Genomic DNA, 24,827 nt, shown 5'->3' on the forward strand with positions numbered 1-24,827 from the left:
GAAGTTGCCGATCGTCGTAAAGTTTGCGTCGATGGGGTTCTGTACACGTGGGGATGACGAATGCCGCAAATCTCGCCGCTGGTCGCCGGCGATCCCACCGAGCTGGGGTCCTTCCGGCTGTCCGGGCGGATCGGCGAAGGTGGCCAGGGCATCGTCTACCTGGGCGTCAACGACGCCGGTGAGCGTGCCGCGATCAAGCTGCTGCACGTCAAGTTCAGCGGCGACACCATCGCCAGGTCACGCTTCGCCAGGGAGCTGAAGGCGGCGCAGCGGGTGGCGTCGTTCTGCACCGCCCGCGTGATCGAGGCCGACCTCGACGGCGACACGCCGTACATCGCCAGCGAGTACATCGACGGCCGGCCGCTGCGCGAGGTCGTCGAGACCGACGGGCCGCTCACCGGCACGGCCCTCGACCGGCTGGCCATCGGCACCGCCACCGCGCTCACCGCGATCCACCACGCCTCGATCGTGCACCGCGACTTCAAGCCCGACAACGTGCTCATCGCCGCCGACGGGCCGCGCGTCGTCGACTTCGGCATCGCCCGGATCATCGACTCCACCGGCACGATCACCAGCCGGGCCATCGGCACGCCCGCCTACATGGCGCCCGAGCAGATCGCCGGCGACGACATCGGGCCGTTCACCGACGTGTTCTCGTGGGGGGCGACCATCGCCTTCGCGGCCACCGGGCAGGTCGCCTTCGAGGGCAAGTCCATCGCGACCGTCCTCAACCGCATCCTCAACCACGAGGTCGACGTCACCATGCTGCACGAGCCGCTGCGCGGCGTCGTGCGGGAGGCGCTGGCCAAGTCGCCGGCCGAGCGGCCGTCGGCCGACCAGATCCTGCTGCGGCTGCTGGGGCAGTCGTCGTCGGTGAAGGGGGCCTCCACGGCGGTGCTCACCCGGGGCGTGCAGGTGGCCAGCGACGACACCACGCCGTTCATCAGGGTGCCGTCCCGGTCGATCACCGACCAGCACAAGGGGTCCGTGGTGCCGTCGTCCAGAACCGGCGCCTCCCCGGTGACCGGCCCTCAGACGGGTTCCGCCGCCTCCCCGTCCGGTGAGACGGGCGGGTCGGGGGCGCAGGAGCACCGGCCCGTCACGGGGCAGGGCGGGCTGCCCGCCGGTCCCGCCGGGCAGCCCGCCTTGACAGCGCCGTCGGCGAGCACGGCAGGCCACGCGGCGCCCACGGGCCCCGCGGAAGGGGGCGGGGCGCCGTACGCGATGCCCGGGCCCGCGGCGCCCGCGCGGCGCGGGCGGGCGAAGGTCTGGCTGGCGGTGGCCACCGCGCTCGTGCTGGTCGCCGCCGCGGCGATCGCGCTGGCGATGAACGGCGGCCTGTCCGCTCTGCAGTTTCTCCAGGGGACGGAGCCTGAGGAGACGCCCGGGCCGAAGACCGGCGCCACGTTCTCGACGGTCGCCGACAAGGTGGCGCAGACCGGGAAGATCGTGATCGGCGTCAAGGGCGACCTGCCGGGCGTCGCGCTGCAGAACGGCGACGACTTCCAGGGCTTCGACATCGAGATCGCCCAGCGCATCGCGGCGGAGCTGGGGGCCAAGGAGACCACGTTCGTCCGGGTGGGCCGCGAGGAGCGCTCGAAGGCCCTGGCCGAAGGGCGGGTGGACCTGGTCATTGCCACGTACTCGATCGACAGGAGCGAGACGCAGTTCGCCGGGCCGTACTATCTGGCGCACCAGGACCTCCTGGTGCGCGCGGGCGGCGGCATCGACGAGCTGGGCGACCTGAAGGGCAAGCGGATCTGCGCGCCCAACAGCCCGTCCGTCGGCGCCGTGCAGGACAAGGTGAAGGTCGAGCCGGTCACGGCCAGCGACTACGCCGCCTGCATGGACCTGCTCAGGAGCGGCAAGGTCGACGCCGTGCCGGGCGACGACCTGATCCTGGCGGGCTTCGCGGCCAGGGAGAACATGCGGTACAAGATCCTCGGCGCCAAGCTCACCAACGAGCGCTACGGCGTGGGCATCAAGCGCGGCGACGTCCGCACCTGCCAGGCGGTGGAGGCGGTGATCGCCGACTTCTACGCCAAGGGCTACATCGAGCAGCTCCTGACCAGGTACTTCGAGAAGGTCGACTTCGAGGCGGAGCTGAAGGTGCCCGCGATGGAAACCTGCTGATGACGAGCGGGTAACATCCCAGGCGTCAACGTTCTCGCTGCGAGTTAGGGGAAGGCCATGGCGTCGTCAGCCACTGTGCCCGTCAAGGTGACTGTCACCGGAGCCGCCGGCCAGATCGGCTACGCATTGCTGTTCCGCATCGCGTCGGGGCAGCTGCTGGGCGCCGACGTTCCGGTCAAGCTCAGCCTGCTGGAGATCCCGGCGGCGGTGAAGGCGGCCGAGGGCACCGCGATGGAGCTGGACGACTGCGCGTTCCCGCTGCTGTCCGGCATCGAGATCACCGATGACCCCAACGTCGCCTTCGACGGCGCCAACGTGGCGCTGCTGGTGGGCGCCATGCCGCGCAAGGCCGGCATGGAGCGCGGCGACCTGCTCGGCGCCAACGGCGGCATCTTCGGCCCGCAGGGCAAGGCCATCAACGACCACGCGGCCGACGACATCAAGGTCCTGGTCGTGGGCAACCCGGCCAACACCAACGCGCTCATCGCCCAGCAGAACGCGCCCGACGTGCCGGCCGACCGCTTCACCGCGATGACCAGGCTCGACCACAACCGCGCGCTGTCGCAGCTCGCCGCCAAGCTCCAGGTGCCGGTCACCGAGATCAAGAAGATGACGATCTGGGGCAACCACTCCGCCACCCAGTACCCCGACCTGTTCCACGCCGAGGTGGGCGGCAAGATCGCGGCCGAGCAGGTCGACTCCGAGTGGCTGCAGGGCACGTTCATCCCGACGGTGGCCAAGCGCGGCGCCGCCATCATCGAGGCCCGTGGCGCCTCCTCGGCCGCCTCGGCCGCCAACGCCGCGATCGACCACGTCTACGACTGGGTCAACGGCACCGACTGGACGTCGGCGGCCGTGGTCTCCGACGGCTCCTACGGCGTGCCCGAGGGCCTCATCTCGTCGTTCCCGGTGCGTGCGCAGGGCGGTAAGTTCGAGATCATCCAGGGCCTGGAGATCGACGCGTTCTCCCGCGAGCGCATCGACGCCAGCGTGCGCGAGCTGGAGGAGGAGCGCCAGGCGGTCAAGGAGCTGGGCCTCATCTGAGTCCGAGCCCGCTCGTCAGTGACGCGCGCCCCCGTCGCGGGGCGCGCGTTTAGCTTTTCCGTACGGACGTGCGGCTTTTTCGTACGGGCTTACGGGGGCACTTCCGGGCACGAGGTCGGCCCGGTGGCCGGAGCGGGCTGCGGGGTGGCGAAGATCACACCTCCGGCGGCCAGGGCGCTGCACACCACGATGAGGGCACCGAAGATCAGCTTCGTGACCCTTGGTGAAAAGCTCCTCACATTTCGGTATCACAGCACACATTCCCGCTCTGTATGGTCATTTTTCAGAAAGCGCTCCCCAGGCGTCGGAGACGATGTCGCGCAGCGCCGCCCGCTCGGGCTTCCAGCCCAGCTCGCGCTGGATCCGCGCGGACGACGCGACCAGCACCGCCGGGTCGCCCGGCCGCCGCTCGCCGACGACGGCGGGGATCTCGTGCCCGGTGACCTCGCGGCAGACCGAGATCACCTCCTGGACGGAGAAACCGGCGCCGCTGCCCAGGTTGTAGATCCGGTGCTCGCCGGGCGTGATCGCCTCAAGGGCCAGCAGATGGGCCCTGGCCAGGTCGGCGACGTGGATGTAGTCGCGCACGCAGGTGCCGTCGGCCGTGGGGTAGTCGGTGCCGAACACGCTGACCGACTCGCGCTCGCCGGTCGCCACCTTCAGCACGTTCGGGATGAGATGGGTCTCGATGTCGTGCCGCTCCCGGAACCGCCCGTAGGCGCCGGCCACGTTGAAGTAACGCAGGCTCACCGCGCCCAGGCCGCGCTGGCGCGCGTACGCGCTCAGCGCCGTGTCCACGGCCAGCTTCGAGGCGCCGTACGGGTTGGTCGGGCGCGTCGGGTCGTCCTCCTCGATGGGCGAGCGCTCCGGCTCCCCGTACGTGGCCGCCGTCGAGGAGAACACGATGCGCCCCACACCGTGCTCCCGCATGGCGTCGAGCAGCCCGAGCGTGCCCCCGAGGTTGTTGGCCCAGTAGAGCCCCGGGTTCTGCACCGACTCGCCCACCAGCGACTTGGCCGCGAAGTGCAGCACCGCGTCGACGCCGTCGAGCGCCTGGCCGGCCTCGGTGATGTCGGCACGGACGAACCGCGCGCCCTCCGGCACGGCGTCCTCGTGCCCGGTCGACAGGTCGTCGAGCACGGTCACCTCGTGGCCCGCCTCGATGAGCTGCGCCGCGACCACGCTGCCGACGTATCCGGCGCCTCCGGTGACGAGCAGTCTCATGTGTACTCCTGTTCAGATATGTTTAATTTTGTAAGGGTCGACGTTCAGCATACGCGGGAAACCCGACGAGTACGCTGCCAACCACCATGTTTGACACCGTCGCGGCCAACATCGCCCTGGTCCTGCTGTTCATCCTGATCGGGGGCTTCTTCGCCGCCGCAGAAATCGCCATGGTCTCCCTGCGCGACAGCCAGGTCCGCAAACTCTCGCAGCGGGGTCGCCGCGGCGAGCGCGTCGCCAAGCTGGCCCGCGACCCGAACAGGTTCCTGTCCGCCGTGCAGATCGGCGTGACCGTGGCCACGATGTTGTCGGCCGCGTTCGGCGCCGACCGGCTCGCGGCGCAGCTCGTGCCCGTGCTGGAGCGCTGGGGGGTGCCGGGGGCCGTGGCGCCCGTGCTGGCCCTGGTGCTGGTCACGCTGGCCATCTCGTACGTGTCGCTGGTGCTCGGCGAGCTGGCGCCCAAGCGGCTGGCGCTGCAGCGGGCCGAGGGCCTGTCCTTGTACGTGGCGCCGTTCCTCGACCGCATCGCCGCCCTGTCGCGCCCGATCATCTGGATGTTGTCGAAGTCCACCGACGGAGTGGTGCGGCTGCTCGGCGGCAACCCGCAGGCCGACAGGGAGGAGGTCACCACCGAGGAGCTGCGCGACATGGTGGTGGGCCACACCGACCTGACCGCCGACGAGCGCAAGCTCATCGCCGAGGTCTTCGCCGCCGGGAAGCGGCAGCTCAGGGAGGTGATGCTGCCGCGCACCGAGGTCGAGTTCATGGAGGCCGACACGCCGCTCGACCAGGCCGCCAGGCTCGCCGCCACGCTCCCGCACTCGCGCTTCCCCGTCTTCCGCGACAGCTACGACGAGGTCATCGGGTTCGTCCACGTGCGCGACCTGCTCGACCCCGAGCTGATCGGGCGCACCGAGCCGATCAGCGCGGTCGTGCCGATCAGGGCCGCCAAGTTCGTGCCCGCCTCCAAGCGCCTGCTCACCACCCTGAACGAGATGCGCGACGAGGGCCAGCACCTGGCCATCGTCGTCGACGAGTACGGCGGCACGGCCGGCATCGTCACCATGGAGGACCTGGTGGAGGAGCTGATCGGCGACATCAGGGACGAGTACGACGTCGAGGAGGACGTCGTCATCCTGCCCGCCGGCGAGATCGAGATCGACGGCCTGACCAACCTCAACGACTTCGCCACCGAGACCGGCATCCGCCTGCCCGACGGCCCGTACGAGACGCTGGCCGGCTTCGTCATGGCGATGCTGGGCCACGTGCCCGCCGTGGGGGAGCGGGTGGAGTTCTCCGGGTTCGAGCTGGCGGTCACCGAGCTGGACGGCCGCCGCATCGCCCGGGTGCGGGTGAAACGCCGACCGGCCGCCGAGTCGCCGACGGAGCAGGATTCCTGACACAATTGCCTGCTATGGCCAGACCTCGTGTACTCTCCGGCATCCAGCCCACCGCGGACTCCTTCCACCTGGGCAACTACCTGGGTGCGGTCCGCCAGTGGGTCACCATGCAGGAGACCCACGACGCGTTCTACTGCGTGGTCGATCTCCACGCGATCACCGTGCCCACCGAGCCCGACGCGTTGCGCCGGCGCAGCCGCGTGGCCGCGGCCCAGCTCTTCGCCGCGGGGCTCGACCCCGAGCGCTCCACCGTCTTCGTGCAGTCGCACGTGCGCGAGCACACCGAGCTGGCCTGGGTGCTGATCTGCCTCACCGGCATGGGCGAGGCGGGGCGGATGACCCAGTTCAAGGACAAGTCGGCGAAGTTCGGGGAGAGCGCGGCCAGCGTGGGCCTGTTCACCTACCCGATCCTCCAGGCGGCCGACATCCTGCTCTACCAGGCCGACCTGGTGCCGGTGGGCGCCGACCAGAAGCAGCACCTCGAGCTCACCCGCGACCTCGGGCAGCGCTTCAACCACCGCTTCGGCGACACGTTCACGCTGCCGCAGCCGTTCACACCCAAGGAGGTCGAGAAGATCACCGACCTCCAAGACCCGACGGCGAAGATGTCCAAGTCGGCCTCCAGCCCGGCGGGCATCCTCGACCTGCTGGAGCAGCCGGGGCCGCTGCGCAAGAAGGTCATGCGCGCGGTGACCGACACGGGCTCCGAGGTCCTGTTCGACGAGGAGAACAAGCCCGGCATCTCCAACCTGCTGCGCATCCAGTCGGCGCTGACCGGCACGCCCATCCCCGAGCTGGTCGCCCGCTACGCGGGGCAGGGCTACGGCACGTTCAAGAAGGACGTCGCCGAGGCCGTGACCGAGGCGTTCACGCCGATCAGGGAGCGCACGGAGAAGCTGCTGGCCGACGAGAAGGAGCTCGACCGCATGCTGGCCATCGGCGCCGAGCGGGCCACCGCCGTCGCCAGGGAGACGATGGCGCAGGTGCGCGACAAGGTGGGCTTCCTGCCCAAGCTGTAGGCGGGGTCACTGCCGGCCCTGCCGGCCTGGAGTCACTGCCGGCCTGCCGGCTCTGGGGTTACTGCCGGCCTGGGGTCACCAGGCCGGCCTCGTAGGCGGCGATCACCGCCTGGGCCCGGTCCCGCACCCCGAGCTTGCCGAACAGCTCGCTCACCCGGTTCTTCACGGTCGAGACCGACAGCCCCAGCTCCTCGGCGATCTGCGTGTTCGACCGGCCGCGCGCGATCAGCTCCAGCACCTGCCGGTCCCGCTCCGTCAGGCCCGGCAGCGCTCCGGCCGCGACGGGCCGGGGCCGCGCCGGCCGTACGAATGTCTCGATCAGGCCGACCAGCAGCCGGGGCGCCACCGCCGCCTCGCCCCGGTGCACGACCTTGATGCCCTCGATCAGCTCCTCCGGCGAGGAGTCCTTGGGCAGGAACCCGGACGCGCCCGCCCGCAGCGCCGCCACCACGTGCTCCTCCAGGTCGAACGTGCTCAGCGCGAGCACCTTGACCTCCGGCAGCTCCGCGGTGATCCGCCCGGTCGCGGCCACGCCGTCCATCCCCGGCAGGTACAGGTCCATCAGCACCACGTCGGGGCGCAGCGCGTGGCACTGCCGCAGCGCCTCCTCGCCGTCGCCCGCCTCGCCCACCGCGACCAGCTCCGCGGTGGTCTCCAGCAGCAGCCGCAGCCCGGTGCGGACGATGGCGTGGTCGTCCACGATCAGCACGTTGATCATGTCTGCTCCGGCAGCGGGATGCGGGCGTGCACCACGAACCCTCCTTGCGGCGACGGCCCGGCGCGCAGCTCGCCCCCGCACAGCGACACCCGCTCGGCCATCCCCGCCAGCCCCAGCCCCACCCCGACGTGGCCGGGCCTGGCCTGCCCGTCGTCGCCGACCTCCACCTCGACCAGGCCCGGCAGGTACGCCAGCCGCACCCGCGACCGGGCGCCGGCGGCGTGCTTGCGGGTGTTGGTCAGCGCCTCCTGGACGATGCGGTAGATCGCGTGGTCCACGGTCGTGGGCAGCTCCGCGGCCTGCCCCGCGACCTCCAGCGTGGCGTTGCCCGACTCCTCGACTAGCGCGGGCAGCCGGGCGACGCCGACGTCCGCCTGGTCGTCCACCGGCTCGCCGTCGGTGCGCAGCACGTCGAGCAGGTGACGCATCTCCGCCATGGCCTGGCGGGCGGTGCCCTCGCCGGTGAGCAGGGTCTGCCGGGCCCGCTCCGGGTCGAGCGGGATCGTCCGCCTGGCCACGCCCATGTAGAGGGAGATCACGCTCACGTGGTGGGCGATCACGTCGTGCAGCTCGCGGGCGATGCGGCGGCGCTCCTCCCGTACGGCGAGCTCGGCCGCCTGCTGCTGGCGGCGGTGCAGCAGCTCGGCACGCAGCCGGACGATGTGCCCGGCCGCCACCGGGGCGGCGGGGGTCAGCCCGACCGTCAGGAACGCCGCCGGTGACACCCCCTCCCAGCTCATCCGGGAGGACACCGCGCCGACCAGCACGGCCAGCGCGCCCACCGCGACCGCCGTGCGGCCGGAGGCGTGGCGGCCCACGGCGTACAGGGCGATCATCATGGCGCTGACGGGGGCGTCGTACTCGGGCGGCCGGGCGCCGGCCAGGTAGAGCGCCCCGGCCAGCACGGCGATCGGCACCGGGTAGTGGCGGCGCAGCGGCATGAGGCTCGCGCCGGCCACGGCGAGCAGCACGGTCTTGGTGGTGAGACCGTAATTCGTCACGCCCAGCTCGGCCGCCAGCACCAGCGCGGCGGCCCCGGCGTCGCCCGCCCAGGCGGGCGGGCGCCGGCGCCCCCGTAAGGCCTCGACGATCACCTTCCCAATGCACCACGAACGCCGCTGACCGCGCAAACCCATTGCCCGCCCTCCTTAGCGGCGCTAAATTCGACTTAGCGATGCTAAGGAGCGGTGCGATGATCATCACAGCGAAGACCGCCGACGGGACGGAAGCCCGCGCCATCGACGACGGCGGCGACGGGCCCGTCATCCTGGTCCTGCCCCCCGGCCTGGACGACGGCGCCTCCTGGGCGAAGGTGGCCGCGCGGCTCACCGCGCACCACCGCGTCGTCCGCCTCCACCGCCGCCGCTACCGGCTCGACCTCGACCAGGACGTCCCCTGCACGACCGCCCAAGAGGTCGAGCACGTGCTCGCGGTGGTGCGGGCGCTCGGCGGCGGGCCGGTCGTGCTCGCCGGGCACTCCTCGGGCGCCGTCATCGCGCTGGAGGCCATGGTCGCGGCGCCGGCGGCCTTCTCCGGCGCCGTCCTGTACGAGCCGCCCGTCGTCATCGGGCCGCCACTGGGAGGGCCTGACGGTGAGATCCACCGCCGGGCCCGCGCGGCCATCGCCGCCGGCCGGCCCGGCCGGGCCATGCGCGTCTTCGTACGCGACACGGTGGGGCTGCCCGGCTGGGCCGCGCTGCTGGTGGGGTGGTTCGTGGCCGTCACGCCCCGCCTGCGGGCGCTGGCCCCACGGCAAATCGAGGACAACGTGGCCATGGACGCGCTGGGGGTGCGGCTGGACGCGTACGCGGGGATCTCCGTGCCGGTGGTCCTGCTCGGCGGCGACCGCAGCCCCGCGCACCTGGGGGAGCGGCTGGACGCGCTGGAGCGGGTCATCCCCGGCGCGCGGCGCGTGCTGCTGACCGGCCAGGGGCACTCGGCCCACGCCAAGGCCCCGGACCGGGTCGCGGAGGTCGTCGCGGCTCTCGCCACCGAGGTGTCACGCGGAGGGTGAGCCCCGGCCGGGGTGTCGTACGGAGGGGGCCCGGCCGGGGTGTCGCACGGAGGGGGCCCGGCCGGGGAGTCACACGGAGGGGGCCCGGCCCTCGTCGGCGTTCGAGGGCCGGGCGGGTCAGCCGTTCGCCCGGTTGTTGTGCAGGAGCGAGGACTGGTGGGCGAGGGCGGAGGCGAGGGTGATGGCGTCGGAGCAGCCGATGCGTTGCCGCACCCCCTGAGCCGACAGCCGCGCGCTCACCGGCCGCAGCAGCACGGCCGTCCATCGGGCCGCGCCGGGCGCGTCGACGCGGAAGTGGATGTCCCACGCCGGGTATGTGGTGCGTAAGGCGTCGAGCTGCCGCCCCGTCAGCGGCCCCTCAGCCTCGGACGGCGTCGCCGTCATCCTCTCCGCGCCGCCCGGTGCACACGCAGGAGGGCACGCAGGGCGGCCAGGCTGTGCCTGGTGAGGCGGGTCTCGTCGTGGACGGCGGTCCACCCGGAGTGATCTCGCTCGAACGACCACCCGGGGAACTCTCGCGTGGCCTCCTGGAGCAGTCGCTCCATGACGAAATCGGCACTCGGCGCTCTGGTCATGGACGCAGAGTCGCACCGGCACGCCGGTGCGTGACGAACTCAGGCGAAAGATCTTCCTGTTCGTATCGGCCGAACTCAAAGTTCGGGGCGATCGCGGGGACTCAGATGGGGATGTCGTGACGCTCGGCGAGGTAACGCACCTCCGGCGCCCACGACGGCCGGGCCCGCCGCGCCAGCGACCGCACCATCTCGCGCAGCAGCAGCTTGTGGTCCAGCTCCTCCGGGCACTCGCGCTCGATGCGCAGCAGGTGGAGCAGGCTGGCGGCGTCGTCGCCCAGGTCCTCGCAGGCGCGGGCGACGTGGCCGAGGTGGGTGGTGCGGCGCTCGATGGACGGCGTGCGGCGCAGGTCGATGTCGTCGGCCAGGTGCAGCACCGCCTCGGGGCGGCCGGTGTCGTTCTCGATGCTGGCCATGTGGATGGCGACGTTCGTGGGGCCGAAGAAGGCCAGGTCGTAGGCGCCGGAGGAGTCGTCGACGCGTTCGGCCAGCCGGGCGGCCGGGCCGCGGACCCGTTCCCGCGCGTCGTCGTCGGCGCCCATGCGGGCCTCGCCGATCGCGGCGAGCAGGTGCAGCGCCCCGAGCGCCTTGATGTGCCGCTCGTCGCCGTCGCCGACGTGCGGTTCGAGCAGCTCGATGCCGCGCCGCGCCACGTCGTACGCGATCTGGTGCATGTCGTCCGACAACATCGACTGCCCCAGGTTCCAGTACGCCCACGCGATCATCAGCGGGTCGGCCGACTCCTCGGCGAAGCGCATGGCCCGGTCGGCGGCCAGGTGCGCGAGGTCCACCCGGCGCAGGTGCTTGAGCACCCCTCTGGCCAGCAGGTACGCGTCGGTGGCCACGTTGCAGGAGCGCTGCGTGTGATCGAGCGCGAGCCGTTCGGCGTCGGTGACCAGGGACGGCAGCGCCGCCATGAGGATCGAGTAGCGGCGCGTCGAGGTGAACCAGGCGTTGCGGGCCGCCGCCACCCGCTCGGCGAGCTGCTCCGCGTCGGGCGGCTCGATGTCGGGCCCCAGCGACCGGCTGGTGAACAGGGCCCGCTCGATGTCGCTGATCTGCGGCCGGCTCGGCTCGTGGGAGTCGCGCGGGGTCTCGCCCAGCAGGACGGCGGTGCGTACGCCGAGCACCTTGGCGATCTCCCGCAGCAGGGGGAGCGAGGGGGTGCGCTTGCCGTGCTCGATGAGCTCGATGTGCCTGGCGGTGCAGCCTGACTGGGTGGCCAGTGCGGTGGTGCTCATGCCCCTGCGCTCGCGCTGGAGCCGGACCATCTGCCCGGTGCTGATTTCGGCCATGGGCTCGGCCTCTCGTGGTTCGGTCCCGACTGCACACAGGCTAGGGCTCCCGATGTCCCGCTGCCATGGTTTCCGCCCTGCTCAGGCCGTATTCCGTGGTGAATGGTGGGCCAGCAGCCGGGCCAGCAGAGCGGAGAATTGCTCGCGTTCCGGTCCGGTCAGGGGCGCGAGCAGGTCGTCCTGGAAGCCGGAGATCAGCTCGTCGAGCCGTTCCAGGTGCCGGCGGCCGGTGGTGGTCATCGTGATGACGTTGCGGCGGCGGTCGGCGGGGTCGGGCGCGCGCTCGACGTGGCCGCGCTCCTCGAGCTCGTTGACGACGGCGACCATGTCGCTGCGGTAGACGCCGGTGCGCCTGCTCAGCTCGGCCTGGCTCATGGGGCCGTGCTCGCGCAGGGCGACGAGGGCCGCGTAGTGCCACTTGCGGGCGTCCTCGGCGGCCAGCCCTTCGCTGACGAGCCGGTCGGCGTACATCGCGAGCAGGGACAACATCCGGCTGGGCAGGGCGCGGAGCGGCTCGGGAGCGTCCTCGTACGTCACGGCGCGATCCTAGCGGTTGCGTTAGTGAGACTAACGATGTAACTTCGTTGGCGTAACCAACGTTAGTCGCACGAATGAATGAGAGATCCATCATGCCGACCATCGACGTGCTCGACTCCGCCATCCATTACGAGGAGTCCGGGGAGGGCGTGCCCTTCGTCTTCCTGCACGGCAACCCCGCCTCGTCCCGCATCTGGCGCCACGTGCTGCCGGGCGTCGCCGCGCCCGGCCGCCGGCTGCTCGCCCCCGACCTGATCGGCATGGGCCGCTCGGGCAAGCCCGACCTGGCCTACCGGTTCGCCGACCACGCCCGCTACCTCGACGCCTGGTTCGACGCGCTGGGCCTCGACGAGGTGGTGCTGGTCGGCCACGACTGGGGCGGCGCGCTCGCCTTCGACTGGGCGGCCCGCCATCCCGGGCGTACGCGCGGCGTGGCGTTCCTGGAGACCTTCGTCCGGCCGCTGAGCGGCGCCGACCTGGGCGAGGCGCCGCGAGCCAGGGCCGAGCTGATCAGGAGCGCCGAAGGCGAGTCACTGGTGCTCGACCGCAACCTCCTGCTGGAGACCGCGTTCACCGGGGGCGTGCTGCACCCGCTGAGCGAGGAGGAGCGGCGGCCGTACCTCGAGCCCTATCCGACCAGGGAGAGCCGGCGGCCGCTGCTGGAATGGGCGCGCTCGCAACCCATCGACGGCGAGCCGGCCGACGTGGTCCAGCGCATCGAGGCCTACGGCGCGTGGCTGGCGGGCAGCGGCGACGTGCCCAAGCTGCTGCTCACCTTCGACTCCTCGCCGACGCTGCTGATCACGGAGCCGATGGCCGCCTGGTGCGCCGGGCACATCGCCGCCCTCGACATCGAGCACTGCGGCCCGGCGGGCCACCACGCGCCCGAGGACAGCCCCGACGCCATCGCCGCCGCCGTCGCGGCCTGGGCGGGCAAGCAGGGCTGGTGAGTCGTGGCGGGATGTCTCAGCGGTAGCGGCGGCGTCCCATATGAGACAGGACCTCCCGCAGGGCGTCGGCCGCCTGCCGGATGCTCTCCTCAGGGGTGCCGGCGCTCACGTCCTGGTAGGCGACGGCGGTGCTCTCCAGTGCGGCATCCGCCATGCACCGGCCCTCGGCGGTGAGCTGCACCCAGCGGCTGCGCGCGTCGCCCTCGTCGGCCTCGCGATCCACGTAGCCGGCCGAGCCGAGCCGCTGCAGCACGTTGCTGATGCCGCCCGAGGTGAGGAAGAGCGACTTGGCCAGCTCGCTGGGCCGCATCCGGCCCGCCGGCGCCCGGGCCAGCGCCGCCAGCACGTCGAACTCGGCGTACGTCAGCCCCAGCTCCGCCAGCTCGGCCTTGATCGCCTGCTCGAACAGCAGGTGCAGGCGCGAGATGCGCTTGCCCAGCTCCAGGGTGGCGATGAGCGACGACGACAGGCCCGCCTCCTGCCAGCGGGGCACCAGTGCGTCGACCTCGTCCGGTTTCACGCGATCGAGGATACCCACCGCCACATTGCTTTTCCGAAAGCTATCTCCTAAGCTTTCCGCCATGACATCCACCATCCTGATCAAGAACGGGATCGTTATCGACACCGAGCCCGAGCCCGTGGTGCTGGGCCGGGCGGACATCCGGGTCGACGGCGAGACGATCACCGAGGTCGGCCCCGACCTGCCCGCCGAGCCGGGCGCCGAGGTGATCGACGCGGCCGGGCGGCTCGTCCTGCCCGGCTTCGTCGACACGCACCGGCACACCTGGCAGGCCGGCATCAGGGCGGTCGCGCCCGACATCGACTTCGGGGCATACCTGCGCCGGGTCCTCACCGAGCTCGCCCCCCGCCACCGCCCGCGCGACCTGCACGCGGGCAACCTGGCCGGCGCGCTCGAATGCCTCGACGGCGGCGTCACCACGCTGCTCGACTGGTCGCACGCCCAGTTCAGCCCCGAGCACACCGACGCCGCCGTGCGGGCCCTGCGCGAGTCCGGCATCAGAGCCGTCTTCGGCTACTGCTACGGCGGCCCGCCCGGCGGGCTGACCAAGGAGACCCGCCGCGTGCACGAGACGCACTTCACCGAGCCCGGCCTGCTCACGATGGCGGTCGCCGCGCTCGGGCCCGAGATCATGAGCGAGGAGCACGCGCTGGAGGAGTGGCGCGTGGCCGCCGAGCTGGGCCTGCCCGTCACCGCGCACCTGGGCGGCCACGGCAGGGAGAGCGCCGCCAAGGGGCTGGCGTTCCTGGAGGGGCACGGGCTGCTGGCCACGCCCACCACGTTCGTGCACGCCCTCCACTACACCGACGACGAGCTCCGGCGCCTGGCCGCCGCCGGCGCCACCGCGTCGGTCTCCCCGGTCGACGAGATGAACCTCGGCCTCGGCTACCCCACCACCGGCGCCCTCAGAGCGGCCGGTCTGCCCACCGGGCTCAGCGCCGACACGGTGGTGTGCTCGCCGGGCGACATGTTCAGCCTCATGCGCACCGCCCACCTGCTCGAACGCGGCCGCCCCGGCGGCGCCGGGCTCGGCTTCACCACCCGCGACGCGCTGCGCATGGCCACCATCGAAGGCGCCCACGTGGTCGGCCTCGGCGACGTCGTCGGCTCCCTGCGGCCCGGCAAGCAGGCCGACCTGCAGCTCCTGCGGACCGACCGGCTCGGCATGGCTTGCGCGCACGACCCCATCGGCGCGATCGTGCTCAACGCCGACACCTCCTGCGTGGACACGGTCATGGTCGCGGGGCGTGTCGTCAAGAGTGGTGGGCAGTTGCTCCATCACGACCTGGAGACGGTCCTGGCGGTCCTGACGGAGAGCGCCGAGGCGGTGGTCGCGATGTGAGCGCCGCCGTGGGAAGAAGAGGGGTGTGATGGCGAGTCTGACCGAACGCGTCGAGTCGGTGAAGGCCTGGGGTCGCCGCAAGCTCGACTACTGGCGGGTACGCAGGCTCTCGCTCGACCACCTCATCCGGGCGGCGCAGCGTTACCAGCTCCAGTCCGGCGACCGGCTGGCCGGCGCGGTCACCTACTTCGCGTTCCTGTCCTTCTTCCCGCTGCTCGTGCTGGGCTACTCCGTGCTCGGCTTCGTCGTCGCCACCAGCGAGACCACCAGGAAGGCGATGCAGCAGGCCATCGCCGAGCGGCTGCCCGGCATCATGGACAAACTCGACTTCAACCTCGAGCACATCGCCGAGGTCAAGATGACCGCCGGCATCATCGGCCTGCTCGGCCTGCTCTACGCCGGGCTCGGCGCGCTCGACGCGCTGCGCGGGGCGTTGCGCGAGATGTCCATGACCACCACACCGCCGCTCGACTTCTTCCTCGGCAAGCTACGCGACCTCGCCTCCCTCCTCCTGCTGGGCGTCACCGCCATCTCCTCCGTCCTCATCGCCGGATTCGCCACCACCGCCACCGACCACGTCATGAAGCTCGTGTTCGGCGGCGACACCACGCTCGGCCGGATGACGCTGCGGATCGCCGGAGTGGTGGCCAGCGTGGGGGCCGACTGGCTGCTGTTCGTGATCCTGCTCGGCTGGGTCGCCCGCCCCACCCAGCCGTTCCGCGTCATCGCCAAGGGCGCGCTGCTCGGCGCCATCTCCTTCGGGGTGCTCAAGCAGATCGCCACGCTGCTGCTGGCGAGCACGATGGGCAACGTCGTGTACGGCGCGTTCACCGCCATCGCCGGCCTGCTGGTCTGGATGAACTTCTCGGCCCGGCTCATCCTCTTCGTCGCCGCCTGGACCGCCACCTCCGGCCTCTGCCCACCCCCCGCCCCCTCGCCGATCCCCTCCACGGAGGTCGCCAGCCCACCCGGCACCGGCCCGGCCCCGATGCCGGAACGAGCACGCAGGGCAGACGAACCGTCAGAGGCATGAAGGGGGCAGATCGCCAGGAGCCCGGCTGGCGTGCGGATCGGGGGAGCCCGGCCGAGGTATGGGGCAGCCTCGGTGCCGGAGCAGGCCGGGAGGGCGGGCAAGCCGTCAGGAGTTTGGCCGGGCCGCAGATCGCCGGGAGCCCGCTCTGGTGGCCCGCGTGCCCATGCCTGAGGAGCGCAGTGGCAGCCCCGCTCCGATGCCGGAGGGGCGCGCAGGTCGTCAGGAGCCGACCGCGGGCAGCCTGCCCGGCGCCGGAGGGGCCCCGCCCGGCACGGCCCGCCCCCATACAGGAGGGGCAGAGCGGGCCGGGAGGGTGAGTGAGCCGTCAGGGGCTTGGCCGGGGCGCGGATCGTCAGGTGCCTGGCCAGGGCGCGGGTCGTCGAGGGCTTGCCTTCGGGCAGGCGCGCCCGATGCCGGAGGAGCCCCGCCCGGCACAACCCCGCCCCGTGCAGGAGGGGGAAGGGCGGGCCGGGTGGGTGGGCAAGCCGTCGGCAGCCTGGCCGGGGCGCAGGTCGTCGGGAGTCCGCCGAGGGCAGGCCCGCCCTGTGCTGGAGCCGGCCGGGTGGGTGGGCGAGCGGTCAGGTGCCCGGCCAGGGCGCGGGTCGTCGCGGCCTTGACTTCGGGCAGGCGCGCCCGATGCCGGAGCGGGCCGGGTGGGTGGGTGAGCGGTCAGGTGCCTGGCCGGGGCGCGGGTCGGCAGGTGCCCGGCCAGGGCGTGGGGCGTCGGACGCCCGCCAGGGGGAGGCCCGCGCGATGCCAGTGCGGGTCGGCGGGTGGGCGAGTCGTCAGGGGCCTGGCCGGGAGGTCAGGCGTCAGGAGCGGGAGTGGCTGCGTTTGCGGCGGATGCCGTAGCCGACCCAGATCAGGCCGAACAGGAGGCCGCCGCCGATCACCAGGGAGCCGACCGTCTTGGTCGAGTCGGTCTGCTTTGAGGCGGCCGTGTCCAGCAGGGGTGGTTGGGCGGCCGGGGTGACTGAGATGCCCGGCGAGGCCGCCGCGTTCGGGGCGACCGATGCGCCTGGTGCGGTGGATGGCTGTTGTTGGCCGGGGCCGGCGAGGGCTGTGGCCGGGAGCGGGTCCACGAGGCGGCCGACCGGGGTGACCTTGCCGCGTACGGAGAAGCCCCAGTCGAGGAGTTGGGTGACCTCGTCCCAGAAGCCGCCCTCGTGGCGCATGATGCTCACCACGATCGTGTGGCCGCCCCGCGTGGCCGCCCCGACGAAGCTGGCCTGGGCCTTGGACGTCCAGCCGTTCTTGACGCCGATCATCCCGTTGTAGCGCCAGAGCAGCTTGTTGTGGTTGCTGATCTCGTAGTAACCCTTGGGCGCCGGGAACTTGGCGATCTTGGTGCTGATGTAGCGGCGGAAGTCGGCGTTGGCGAGGCCGGCGCGGGCGATCAGCGCCAGGTCGTACGCCGAGCTGCTCTGCCCCGGCTTGTCCAGGCCGCTGGGTGTCTTGGCCACGGTGTCGTACGCCTGCAGCCGCCTGGCCTCGGCATTCATGTCGTTCATGGTCTGGGCGAGGCTGCCGTTGGTCTCGGCGAGTGCCATGGCGGCGTCGTTGCCGGACGACATCATCAGCGCCTTGAACAGGTCGTCCACCTTGTACGTGGTCTTCGGGGACAGGCCGACCGCGCTGCCCTCCTGGTTGCAGGCGTTGTGGCTGGGCCGGATCTTGCGGTTCTTGTCCAGCTTGGGGATCAGGGTGACGGCGGTCAGTGTCTTGAGCGTGCTGGCCGGCAGGTAGCGCCCGTGGGCGTCCTTGGCGGCGAGCACCTCACCCGTGTCGGCGTCCGCGACCACGTACGAAGTAGCCTTGCTCTTGGGCGGCTTCTTGACGCCTGTGGGGGCGACCAGGCCGCGGCTGCCCAGCGCCTCGCCGCCGATCGGCGCCGTCGGCTCGGTGTGGGCCGCCGGGTCGGCGTGGGCGGTCGCGCCGGTGAGCGTGACCGCGGCGATGAGTGCCGTGACCGGCACGAGTTTCGTCCACATGGCGGTCTCAGCGTAGCTCCGTGTTAATGCGCATGTGGCGACACATCCCCCGAAGATCCACCTTCGATGCTAGAGAGGTACATGTGTCACGAAAGATCGCCGGTTTCCTCATCGTCCTCGGCGCGTTCATGATCTTCGAGTGGGTGAATCTGGGGTTTAACTTGGCCGATGGGCACCCCACCAGCTTCTACGTGGTGCACGGGGTGTTGATCGCGGTGAACGTCGTTCTCGGCGTGGTGCTGGCGGTGATCGGCTGGCGTGGGCTGCGCGCTTCCCAGGCGGCCAAGGATCGCGACGGAGTACGCGGCTCCCAGGTCTGAGGGGGAAGGCAGTCGGCTTACGTGGCTCTGAGGGTCGCGGGCTTCAGGGTCGTGGGCTTCAGGGTCGTGGGCTCCAGGGGCGCGGGCTCCAGGAGCGAGGCTCCAGGGGCGCGGGCTCCAGGGCCGTGCGTTCAAGCGCTCACGCGCTCAAGCATGGCGGGCTCGAAAGCCGCGGGCTCAAGGGTTACGCGTTCAAGGGCGCGTGCTCAGGGGCCGCACAGGAGGCGGCGGGTGAGGGCGTGGAGTTCGTCGGCCTCCTCGCGGGAGTTGCCGATCGAGGTGAAGCCCAGCTTCCCGTGCTCCGGGATGGCGCCGAGCAGGTGGAAGACGTTGCCGGTGCTGCGTTCGGCGTCGAAGCCGATGCCGAGCCGGTCGGCGGTCCGCATCACCTCACCGGGCGTGCGCCCGCGCAGGCAGCCGGAGGCGCAGTTGTCGGTAGCCGTGTAGAACTTCGGCTGGTCGCCGGACATGAGGTGGCCGGTGGCCGGGTCGTACGTGGCGCCGGTCGTCAGGAGGGCGGCGCCGAACGGGTGGGTGGTGCCGCCGATCCGCAGGTTGATCTCGCACAGCAGCGCCGCGTATCCGGCGTCGGCCTTGAGGGCGAAGAAGTCCATGCCGAACAGCCCGATCACGCCGCGCTCGGCGAGGATGTCGGCGATGCGCGCGGCGGACTGGCCGACCTCGGCGCGGTACTCGGGGGCGGCGGGGAACGTGCAGCCCTGGTAGACGTGCCCGTTGGGGCCGCCGAGCACCTGGTCGTGGGTGGCGAGCACCCGGGCCTGCCCGCCAGGCGTGATTTGAGCCAGCGCGCTGGGGTAGTAGAGCGGCCTATGTTCGATGAACTCCTCAACCACGGCCCCCCGGTCCCGGATCTTGCGCAGGTAGTTCTCCCAGGTCTCGCCGGCGGCGGAGAAGTTGGTCAGCGATCTGTCGGCCTTCGTGACGATGGCGTTGCCGAGCCCGGAGTAGGCGTCGTTCAGCTTGACGATGACCCGCTCGCCGGGCAGTGCCTCCAGGGCCTCTTCGATCTGGAGTTCCGAACGTACGTCGCCGAAGCCGCGTGCCATCGGGACGCCCGCCTCATGTCCCACTTCCCGCGCCCCGCTCTTGGAGCCGTAATAGGAAAGGGACGTCGCGGGCCCGTAGAGGGGAACGTTGAGTAGCGAGGCGAGCTCCTCCTCGAGCTCGCTGAGCACGAACGGGACCAGCCAAGCGTCCCCGTCGATCGCCGCGCGCACGCGCTCGACGGCGTCGGGCCGGTCGAGCAGGGTCCTGGTCAACGGCTGCGACCAGGGGTCGTCGAGGCTGATCAGCGTCAGACGCTTGGCGGCGTCATCCGGGTCGGGCAGGAAGGCGAAGTAGTAGTCGACGATGTCGGGATCGACGGGCGCGGAGGAGAGATAGACCACCTTGACCCCGGGCTCCCGGAGCGTGAGCAGGAGGAACAGCAGGCGCTCCTCGTACGACCTGGCCGCCGTGATGCGGCGGAGCTCATCCTGCGGGAGGGAGAGCGAGGGTACGACCACCAGGGTCCCCTCACTCGGCTCGAAGATGCTCAACCCAGCACTCTTCTCCCCGAACGGGATATTAGTGATCATATAGCGAGTGAAACACGCATTCTTCTCAAATGCAGCCAGCGTTGGAGTGTGATGACCATGACAGAAGGTGACAGGATTCGGAATCGCTGACCACGTTTGAACTGACAGCATCGGGTCACGATCTACTGATCCCTTGTGACTATTTCCGGATCAGCCGTATGCGTACGGAACGTGACCCACCTGCGGTTACGGGCCTGCCGTCAGGCAACTTTTGGGATATCTGCCGCCGCGAAGCGGCACGGGAGCGATAAAGTCGAAGCATCGCCATCGGGCTCACGGCCGACCGCTGTGCTCCCGGGCTGCAGCGGCACTCGCGACAGATGACTGCGAAGCCCGTGCTGACGATCTCGCGCACCGAAACCAGTGGGTGTGGCTTTTGATTCGCCGAGCGGCCGCTCAACCTGGTGGCCACCGCGGGATGGAGAGTTTTTCTTAGAGCGCAGGAGCCGCGATGGCCAGCAGGTGCAGGCGCGCGGCACGGGACGGGACGGTGACATATGCGGGGACGTGAGCTTCGGGGGGAACTCGACGCGTTCCTGGCGGAGACCGAGCAGGAGCTGGTGGAATTCCGCCGCGACCTGCACATGCACCCCGAGCTGGCCTTCGCCGAATACCGCACGACGCAGCGCATCGCCGAGCGGCTCACCGCCGCCGGGCTGACGCCGTCGGTGCTCCCCAGGGGCACGGGCATCATCTGCGACGTGGGCAGCGGCGACGGGCCGACCGTGGCGTTGCGGGCCGACATCGACGCGCTGCCGCTGCAGGACGAGAAGGACGTGCCGTACCGCTCGACCGTGGCCGGTGCCTGCCACGCCTGCGGGCACGACGTGCACACCACGATCCTGCTCGGCACCTCGATCTTCCTCGCCCAGCAGGCCGCCGCGGGGCTCCTGCCCGGCCGGGTGCGCCTGATCTTCCAGCCCGCCGAGGAGCTTCCCGGTGGCGCGCTGGAGGTCATGGCCCAGGGCGGCATCAGCGGCGTCGACCGCATCTTCGGCCTCCACTGCGACCCGCGCGTGGACGTCGGCCAGCTCGGCCTGCGCACCGGCCCGATCACCTCCGCCTGCGACAAGATCGTCATCCGCGTCTCGGGGCCCGGCGGCCACACCGCCCGCCCCCACCTGACCGCCGACCTCGTCTTCGCGCTGGCCAAGATCCTCACCGAGCTGCCCGCCGCCCTGTCGCGCCGGGTCGACCCGCGCTCGTCGCTCAGCCTCGTCTGGGGCCGCGTCGAGGCCGGCTCCGCCGCCAACGCCATCCCCGACGACGGCATCGCCGCCGGCACCGTGCGCTGCCTCGACGAGAACGCCTGGCACGCCGCCCCCGACCTGATCAAGTCGCTCCTGGAGTCGGTGGCCAGCGCCTACGGCATCGAGGCCACGATGGACTACACGCGCGGGGTGCCGCCGGTGGTCAACGACGAGGTCAGCGTCGAGATGCTGGCCGAGGCGGCCGAGCGGGCCCTCGGCGCCGGGGCCGTCGTCCCCACCCAGCAGTCGCTCGGCGGGGAGGACTTCGCCTGGTACCTGGAGTCGATCCCGGGTGCCTTCGCCCGGTTGGGCACGCGCTCGCCCGACGGGCTCACGTACGACATCCACCAGGGCACATTCGACGTCGATGAGAAGGCGATCGCGATGGGCGTGCGGGTGATGGCCGCCACGGCGCTGACGGCGCTGTGGGAGGTCGGCCCGCTCGACTCGATCACCTCCGCGCTGGCCTGATCCGCTCTCCTCCCGGCCCCCGCCGCACTCCGGCGGGGGCCTCAGGCTGTGATGAGAGTGTGATGTGAGAAGGGCCACGGCGAGGGCCGCCGATTAAGGCGAGCGCCGTGAGCCTGCGGCGAGGACCGTGCGTTACGGGAGTCGGCCGAGTACCACCGGGAGTCGCAGCGACGACTTGCCCGGTGAGACGGTGATCTTCGTGCCCGGCGGGTACCGCAGCGTGTAGTCGTAGTCGGTCGAGATGATCACCAGCCCCAGCCGGTGCCCCTTCTTGAACAGGTAGTCGGTGGGCTGGAAGTCCCAGGTGAAGCTGTAGTCCTTGCCCGCCCGCACCGGCTCGGACCGGTCGATGCGGTGGCGGTTGCGCACGTCGAGCCACCCCCGCGTGACGATCTTGTACGGGGTGGTGGCGGTGCCGAGCGTCCGAAGCGTGGTGCAACCGGTGTCACCGGGCACCCCCTGCCCGTAGCAGTAGCTCTGCCCGGTGGAGACGAGCGTCCCGTTGGCGCGCACGTCCGTGCCGTAGTCCACCAGCAGCGCCGTCAGGTACGGCGAGGACCCGTCCTTGAACGAGGCCCGCACGGACACCGTCGGCGTCCCGGAGATGCGCACGTCGGCGGGCAGCGGCCCGGTCGTGTACGCGAGCCGGTTCGGGTCGGCTCCCGTCGCCTCGACGAGCTGCTCGGCCGTGCGGGCTTTCTGGTCCACGAACGTCTCGGGCGCGGACCGGGGCCGCGGCACGAGGCCGAGCGAGGAGCCGGCGCCCGGGTAGAGGGGGACGGTGGTGGCGCCCGGAAGTGGCCACGAGGCGTGCTGGGCCCACTGGCCGGGCCCGATCTCGACGTCCGCCTGCGGTTCGCGCATGATGCCGGAGTCGATCCCGTACAGCCACTGGTCGAACCAGCCGTGCAGCTGGCGCAGCCATTCGGCGGTGCGCAGGTTGAACGGGCTCATGTGGGTGCCCTGGTGCAGCCAGATCTTGCGCGGGACGTGCCGCTTGGACAGCGCGTACCACCATTGGGCGAACTGCTTGGTCTTGACGTTCCAGTCGTTGAGTCCGTGCACGAGGAAGACGCTGGCCTTCACCTTGCGCACGTCGTTGAGGTAGTTGCGCTCGTCCCAGAAGCGGCTGTAGTCGCCGGTGATCCGGTCCTGGGCGGCGGTGATCCCGTCGATCAGCGCGCCGCACGCCTCCTGGCCGTTCTGCCTGGTCAGGACGTATTTGGCGAGCACGTCGAGGTCTTCGCCCTGGAAGCCGCCGGGTGCGACGACGCCGCCGTTGGCGCGGTAGTAGTCGTACCAGCTGGAGATCGAGGCGATCGGGACGATCGTCTCCAGGCCCTCGACGCCGGTGGCGGCGACGGCGTTGGGCAGGGTGCCGTTGTAGGAGACGCCGATCATGCCGACCTTGCCGGTGGACCAGGTGGCCTCGACGGGGTTGCCGGCGGTGTCGAAGCCCTTGGCGCGGCCGTTGAGCCAGTCGATGGCGGCTTTCGGGCCGGCGGTCTCGTTGCGGCCGCCGGAGGTGGGGCAGCCGGTGGCGCGGGCGCTGCCGACGTTCTCGACGAGGGCGATGGCGTAGCCGCGGGGCAGGAAGTAGTTGTCGTAGTAGCCGTCGAAGGGGCCGGCGTCGAGCTTGGCCGACAGGGCGGTCAGAGCGGGCAGGGGGACGCCGTTCTCGTCCACGTCCACGGGGTGGTTGGGGACGTCGTTGCCGGGGGCGTAGTAGGGGCTGGCCTCCATGATCACGGGGACCTTGAGGCCCTGGTCGGTCTCCTTGGGGCGCAGGATGTCCACGGCGACGCGGTCGTCGGCGCCGTCGTGGTCGCTGTCGGTCCCTTCGACCTCGATGAACACGGTCTGCAGGATGGCGTCCGCCCTGGAGAAGACGGGCTGGGTGGCGCCGTTCTCGATTGTGACGGCCGGGGTGTCGGCCGCGGCGGGTACGGTGCCGGTCAGGGTGGCCACGAGTAAGGCGGCCAGCGGTAGGGAGAGGGCTCTCCTCGGGTGCATGCGGGGCTCCGATACGAAGATTTCCACCGTCGGTCGGAATCTCCGTCACGAGCGGCCCCTAGGGCAAGGGGTGATCGACCACCAAAGTTGGGCAAATCTTTCCAAAGGCGTCCGATGTGCCTGAATCGCGATTCAGGTCACGGACGCGAGTGATGTCGGTAACGGAGCGGTTGCGACCCTGTGTCCCAGTTTGGTTGTCCCTGGTCAAGCAACTATCTTCCGTGCAGGTGCCGTACGTTCTGTCGCGCCTGCGACCAAATCGGCGGCGGGGAAATGGAAGGGAGTCGCCTTGCTCGGCAAGCGATTCAACAAGGTGGCGCTCGGCTCGGTCGCCGGCGTCATGCTCATGGCGGCGGCCGCCTGTGGTGGCGGCGGTGGGGGGACCACGGCCAGCCAGGAGCCGACCGGCGCGGCCAGCAGCGAGGCGCCGAAGAGCAGCGACCTCAAGGTGGGGCTCGCGTTCGACGTCGGCGGTCGCGGTGACAAGTCCTTCAACGACTCGGCCTACGCCGGCCTGGAGAAAGCCAAGACGGAGCTCGGCGCCGAGATCAAGGAGCTGAGCCCGTCCGCGGACGGCTCCAACCGCGGTGACCTGCTCCGCCAGCTCGCGGACGCCGGCTACAACCCGATCATCGGCGTCGGCTTCGCTTACGCCGAGGACGTCAAGAAGGCCGCCGAGGAGTACCCGGACATCCAGTTCGCGATCGTGGACTCGGCCTCCAACGCGCCGAACGTGACCGGCCTGCTGTTCGCCGAGGAGCAGGGCTCCTACCTGGCGGGCGTCGCCGCGGCCACCAAGTCGAAGACCGGCCACGTCGGCTTCGTCGGCGGCGTCGAGAGCGACCTGATCAAGAAGTTCGAGGCCGGCTTCGTGGCGGGCGTGAAGTCGGTCAAGGCGGACGCCAAGATCGACATCAAGTACCTCACCCCCGACGGCGACTTCTCCGGCTTCAAGGCCCCCGACAAGGGCAAGGTCGCGGCCGAGAAGATGTACCAGGACGGCGCGGACATCATCTACCACGCCTCCGGTGACTCCGGTCTCGGCGTGTTCCAGGCGGCCGCCGCGGCCAAGAAGAAGGCCATCGGCGTCGACTCCGACCAGCGCCAGACGGTCAAGGAGACCGACCTGCAGTCGGTGATCATGACCTCGATGCTCAAGCGCGTCGACGTCGGCGTGTTCGAGTTCATCAAGGCCTTCCAGGGCGGCGCCAAGGGCGGCTCGAACACCACGTACGACCTGAAGGTCGACGGCGTGGGCCTGTCCACGACCGGTGGCGAGATCGACGACATCAAGGACAAGCTCGACGCTGCCAAGCAAGACATCGTCGACGGCAAAATCACGGTTCCTGCCAAGCCGTAAATGGGGTAGGAGAGACAGCTGAG

Annotated in this window: 22 protein-coding genes; 11 read left to right on the plus strand and 11 right to left on the minus strand. The window is 71.0% G+C overall.

Annotated features, from left to right (window positions below; translation table 11 throughout):
• Positions 1–60: 60 nt before the first annotated feature.
• On the plus strand, positions 61–2,133 hold the full coding sequence (locus tag KIS93_RS38355; RefSeq protein WP_080043055.1) for a serine/threonine-protein kinase: 2,073 nt from the start codon (positions 61–63) through the stop codon (positions 2,131–2,133).
• A 57-nt stretch (positions 2,134–2,190) separates the two neighbouring features.
• Positions 2,191–3,177 carry a malate dehydrogenase gene (locus KIS93_RS38360; protein WP_080043054.1) on the plus strand — a complete coding sequence of 329 codons (987 nt, stop codon included), beginning with the start codon at positions 2,191–2,193 and terminating at the stop codon, positions 3,175–3,177.
• A 276-nt stretch (positions 3,178–3,453) separates the two neighbouring features.
• Here KIS93_RS38360 and galE read toward each other — a convergent pair whose 3' ends face one another.
• Complete coding sequence (gene galE, locus KIS93_RS38365) at positions 3,454–4,401, minus strand: UDP-glucose 4-epimerase GalE (RefSeq protein WP_080043053.1); 948 nt, start codon at positions 4,399–4,401, stop codon at positions 3,454–3,456.
• Between the two features lie 86 nt (positions 4,402–4,487).
• Here galE and KIS93_RS38370 point away from each other — a divergent pair, with 86 nt between their 5' ends.
• Together KIS93_RS38370 and trpS are read left to right on the plus strand one after the other, a co-directional pair.
• Positions 4,488–5,801 (plus strand): hemolysin family protein, encoded by a 1,314-nt coding sequence (locus KIS93_RS38370; RefSeq protein WP_080043052.1) that lies wholly within the window; start codon positions 4,488–4,490, stop codon positions 5,799–5,801.
• Between the two features lie 14 nt (positions 5,802–5,815).
• Positions 5,816–6,820 carry a tryptophan--tRNA ligase gene (trpS, locus tag KIS93_RS38375; RefSeq protein ID WP_186404638.1) on the plus strand — a complete coding sequence of 335 codons (1,005 nt, stop codon included), beginning with the start codon at positions 5,816–5,818 and terminating at the stop codon, positions 6,818–6,820.
• A gap of 58 nt (positions 6,821–6,878) precedes the next feature.
• Here trpS and KIS93_RS38380 read toward each other — a convergent pair whose 3' ends face one another.
• Together KIS93_RS38380 and KIS93_RS38385 are read right to left on the minus strand one after the other, a co-directional pair.
• On the minus strand, positions 6,879–7,538 hold the full coding sequence (locus KIS93_RS38380; protein ID WP_080043050.1) for a response regulator: 660 nt from the start codon (positions 7,536–7,538) through the stop codon (positions 6,879–6,881).
• Positions 7,535–8,632: a sensor histidine kinase gene (locus KIS93_RS38385; RefSeq protein ID WP_155128589.1), complete on the minus strand. Its 1,098-nt coding sequence runs from the start codon at positions 8,630–8,632 to the stop codon at positions 7,535–7,537. Before KIS93_RS38385 ends, KIS93_RS38380 begins: the two co-directional genes overlap by 4 nt.
• 98 nt (positions 8,633–8,730) lie before the next feature.
• Between KIS93_RS38385 and KIS93_RS38390 the strand changes: the two genes are divergently transcribed.
• Positions 8,731–9,552, plus strand: coding sequence for an alpha/beta fold hydrolase (locus tag KIS93_RS38390; RefSeq protein ID WP_222107721.1), 822 nt, complete (start codon positions 8,731–8,733; stop codon positions 9,550–9,552).
• 117 nt (positions 9,553–9,669) lie between these two features.
• Here the strand turns inward: KIS93_RS38390 and KIS93_RS38395 are convergent, their stop codons facing one another.
• The 4 genes from KIS93_RS38395 to KIS93_RS38410 form a co-directional block, all read right to left on the minus strand.
• Positions 9,670–9,936, minus strand: coding sequence for a hypothetical protein (locus KIS93_RS38395; protein WP_080043048.1), 267 nt, complete (start codon positions 9,934–9,936; stop codon positions 9,670–9,672).
• Positions 9,933–10,127: a hypothetical protein gene (locus KIS93_RS38400; RefSeq protein ID WP_155128585.1), complete on the minus strand. Its 195-nt coding sequence runs from the start codon at positions 10,125–10,127 to the stop codon at positions 9,933–9,935. Before KIS93_RS38400 ends, KIS93_RS38395 begins: the two co-directional genes overlap by 4 nt.
• Before the next feature lie 101 nt (positions 10,128–10,228).
• Positions 10,229–11,419, minus strand: a complete 1,191-nt coding sequence (locus tag KIS93_RS38405; RefSeq protein WP_080043047.1) for a helix-turn-helix domain-containing protein — start codon at positions 11,417–11,419, stop codon at positions 10,229–10,231.
• Positions 11,420–11,500: 81 nt separating this feature from the next.
• Positions 11,501–11,956 carry a MarR family winged helix-turn-helix transcriptional regulator gene (locus tag KIS93_RS38410; protein WP_230465604.1) on the minus strand — a complete coding sequence of 152 codons (456 nt, stop codon included), beginning with the start codon at positions 11,954–11,956 and terminating at the stop codon, positions 11,501–11,503.
• Between the two features lie 92 nt (positions 11,957–12,048).
• On the opposite strand from KIS93_RS38410, the gene KIS93_RS38415 reads away from it, so the two are divergent.
• Positions 12,049–12,906 (plus strand): haloalkane dehalogenase, encoded by an 858-nt coding sequence (locus KIS93_RS38415; RefSeq protein ID WP_080043046.1) that lies wholly within the window; start codon positions 12,049–12,051, stop codon positions 12,904–12,906.
• Between the two features lie 16 nt (positions 12,907–12,922).
• On the opposite strand, the gene KIS93_RS38420 is transcribed toward KIS93_RS38415, so the two are convergent.
• On the minus strand, positions 12,923–13,426 hold the full coding sequence (locus KIS93_RS38420) for a MarR family winged helix-turn-helix transcriptional regulator (RefSeq protein ID WP_186404639.1): 504 nt from the start codon (positions 13,424–13,426) through the stop codon (positions 12,923–12,925).
• 61 nt (positions 13,427–13,487) lie between these two features.
• Here KIS93_RS38420 and KIS93_RS38425 point away from each other — a divergent pair, with 61 nt between their 5' ends.
• Entirely contained in the window at positions 13,488–14,768 is a 1,281-nt protein-coding gene (locus KIS93_RS38425; RefSeq protein ID WP_080043044.1) for an amidohydrolase family protein, read from the plus strand.
• 28 nt (positions 14,769–14,796) lie between these two features.
• Complete coding sequence (locus KIS93_RS38430) at positions 14,797–15,801, plus strand: YihY/virulence factor BrkB family protein (protein ID WP_080043043.1); 1,005 nt, start codon at positions 14,797–14,799, stop codon at positions 15,799–15,801.
• 812 nt (positions 15,802–16,613) lie between these two features.
• Here the strand turns inward: KIS93_RS38430 and KIS93_RS38435 are convergent.
• Complete coding sequence (locus KIS93_RS38435) at positions 16,614–17,792, minus strand: D-alanyl-D-alanine carboxypeptidase family protein (protein ID WP_080043042.1); 1,179 nt, start codon at positions 17,790–17,792, stop codon at positions 16,614–16,616.
• Positions 17,793–17,875: 83 nt separating this feature from the next.
• Here KIS93_RS38435 and KIS93_RS38440 point away from each other — a divergent pair, with 83 nt between their 5' ends.
• Entirely contained in the window at positions 17,876–18,112 is a 237-nt protein-coding gene (locus KIS93_RS38440) for an SCO4848 family membrane protein (RefSeq protein WP_230465603.1), read from the plus strand.
• Between the two features lie 206 nt (positions 18,113–18,318).
• Here KIS93_RS38440 and KIS93_RS38445 read toward each other — a convergent pair whose 3' ends face one another.
• The gene (locus KIS93_RS38445; protein WP_080043041.1) at positions 18,319–19,671 is read right to left on the minus strand and encodes a peptide ligase PGM1-related protein; all 1,353 of its coding nucleotides are present in this window, start codon (positions 19,669–19,671) and stop codon (positions 18,319–18,321) included.
• Positions 19,672–20,207: 536 nt separating this feature from the next.
• Between KIS93_RS38445 and KIS93_RS38450 the strand changes: the two genes are divergently transcribed.
• Positions 20,208–21,431 carry a M20 family metallopeptidase gene (locus tag KIS93_RS38450; protein WP_080043040.1) on the plus strand — a complete coding sequence of 408 codons (1,224 nt, stop codon included), beginning with the start codon at positions 20,208–20,210 and terminating at the stop codon, positions 21,429–21,431.
• A 132-nt stretch (positions 21,432–21,563) separates the two neighbouring features.
• Here KIS93_RS38450 and KIS93_RS38455 read toward each other — a convergent pair whose 3' ends face one another.
• Positions 21,564–23,444, minus strand: coding sequence for a Xaa-Pro dipeptidyl-peptidase (locus tag KIS93_RS38455; RefSeq protein ID WP_080043039.1), 1,881 nt, complete (start codon positions 23,442–23,444; stop codon positions 21,564–21,566).
• A 289-nt stretch (positions 23,445–23,733) separates the two neighbouring features.
• Here KIS93_RS38455 and KIS93_RS38460 point away from each other — a divergent pair, with 289 nt between their 5' ends.
• Positions 23,734–24,804 carry a BMP family lipoprotein gene (locus KIS93_RS38460; protein WP_080043038.1) on the plus strand — a complete coding sequence of 357 codons (1,071 nt, stop codon included), beginning with the start codon at positions 23,734–23,736 and terminating at the stop codon, positions 24,802–24,804.
• Positions 24,805–24,827: the final 23 nt, after the last annotated feature.

The organism is [Actinomadura] parvosata subsp. kistnae, assembly GCF_900323885.1.
GTDB classification, from domain to species: Bacteria; Actinomycetota; Actinomycetes; order Streptosporangiales; family Streptosporangiaceae; genus Nonomuraea; species Nonomuraea composti.

What these genes read in the sequence shown, in the direction of transcription:
- trpS (WP_186404638.1), top strand. Translation starts at nt 5,816, where the DNA reads ATGGCCAGACCTCGTGTACTCTCCGGCATCCAGCCCACCGCGGACTCC.
- galE (WP_080043053.1), bottom strand. Translation starts at nt 4,401, where the DNA reads ATGAGACTGCTCGTCACCGGAGGCGCCGGATACGTCGGCAGCGTGGTC.
- KIS93_RS38405 (WP_080043047.1), bottom strand. Translation starts at nt 11,419, where the DNA reads ATGGCCGAAATCAGCACCGGGCAGATGGTCCGGCTCCAGCGCGAGCGC.
- KIS93_RS38455 (WP_080043039.1), bottom strand. Translation starts at nt 23,444, where the DNA reads ATGCACCCGAGGAGAGCCCTCTCCCTACCGCTGGCCGCCTTACTCGTG.
- KIS93_RS38360 (WP_080043054.1), top strand. Translation starts at nt 2,191, where the DNA reads ATGGCGTCGTCAGCCACTGTGCCCGTCAAGGTGACTGTCACCGGAGCC.
- KIS93_RS38450 (WP_080043040.1), top strand. Translation starts at nt 20,208, where the DNA reads ATGCGGGGACGTGAGCTTCGGGGGGAACTCGACGCGTTCCTGGCGGAG.
- KIS93_RS38355 (WP_080043055.1), top strand. Translation starts at nt 61, where the DNA reads ATGCCGCAAATCTCGCCGCTGGTCGCCGGCGATCCCACCGAGCTGGGG.
- KIS93_RS38390 (WP_222107721.1), top strand. Translation starts at nt 8,731, where the DNA reads ATGATCATCACAGCGAAGACCGCCGACGGGACGGAAGCCCGCGCCATC.
- KIS93_RS38415 (WP_080043046.1), top strand. Translation starts at nt 12,049, where the DNA reads ATGCCGACCATCGACGTGCTCGACTCCGCCATCCATTACGAGGAGTCC.
- KIS93_RS38425 (WP_080043044.1), top strand. Translation starts at nt 13,488, where the DNA reads ATGACATCCACCATCCTGATCAAGAACGGGATCGTTATCGACACCGAG.
- KIS93_RS38435 (WP_080043042.1), bottom strand. Translation starts at nt 17,792, where the DNA reads ATGTGGACGAAACTCGTGCCGGTCACGGCACTCATCGCCGCGGTCACG.
- KIS93_RS38370 (WP_080043052.1), top strand. Translation starts at nt 4,488, where the DNA reads ATGTTTGACACCGTCGCGGCCAACATCGCCCTGGTCCTGCTGTTCATC.
- KIS93_RS38395 (WP_080043048.1), bottom strand. Translation starts at nt 9,936, where the DNA reads ATGACGGCGACGCCGTCCGAGGCTGAGGGGCCGCTGACGGGGCGGCAG.
- KIS93_RS38430 (WP_080043043.1), top strand. Translation starts at nt 14,797, where the DNA reads ATGGCGAGTCTGACCGAACGCGTCGAGTCGGTGAAGGCCTGGGGTCGC.
- KIS93_RS38380 (WP_080043050.1), bottom strand. Translation starts at nt 7,538, where the DNA reads ATGATCAACGTGCTGATCGTGGACGACCACGCCATCGTCCGCACCGGG.
- KIS93_RS38400 (WP_155128585.1), bottom strand. Translation starts at nt 10,127, where the DNA reads ATGACCAGAGCGCCGAGTGCCGATTTCGTCATGGAGCGACTGCTCCAG.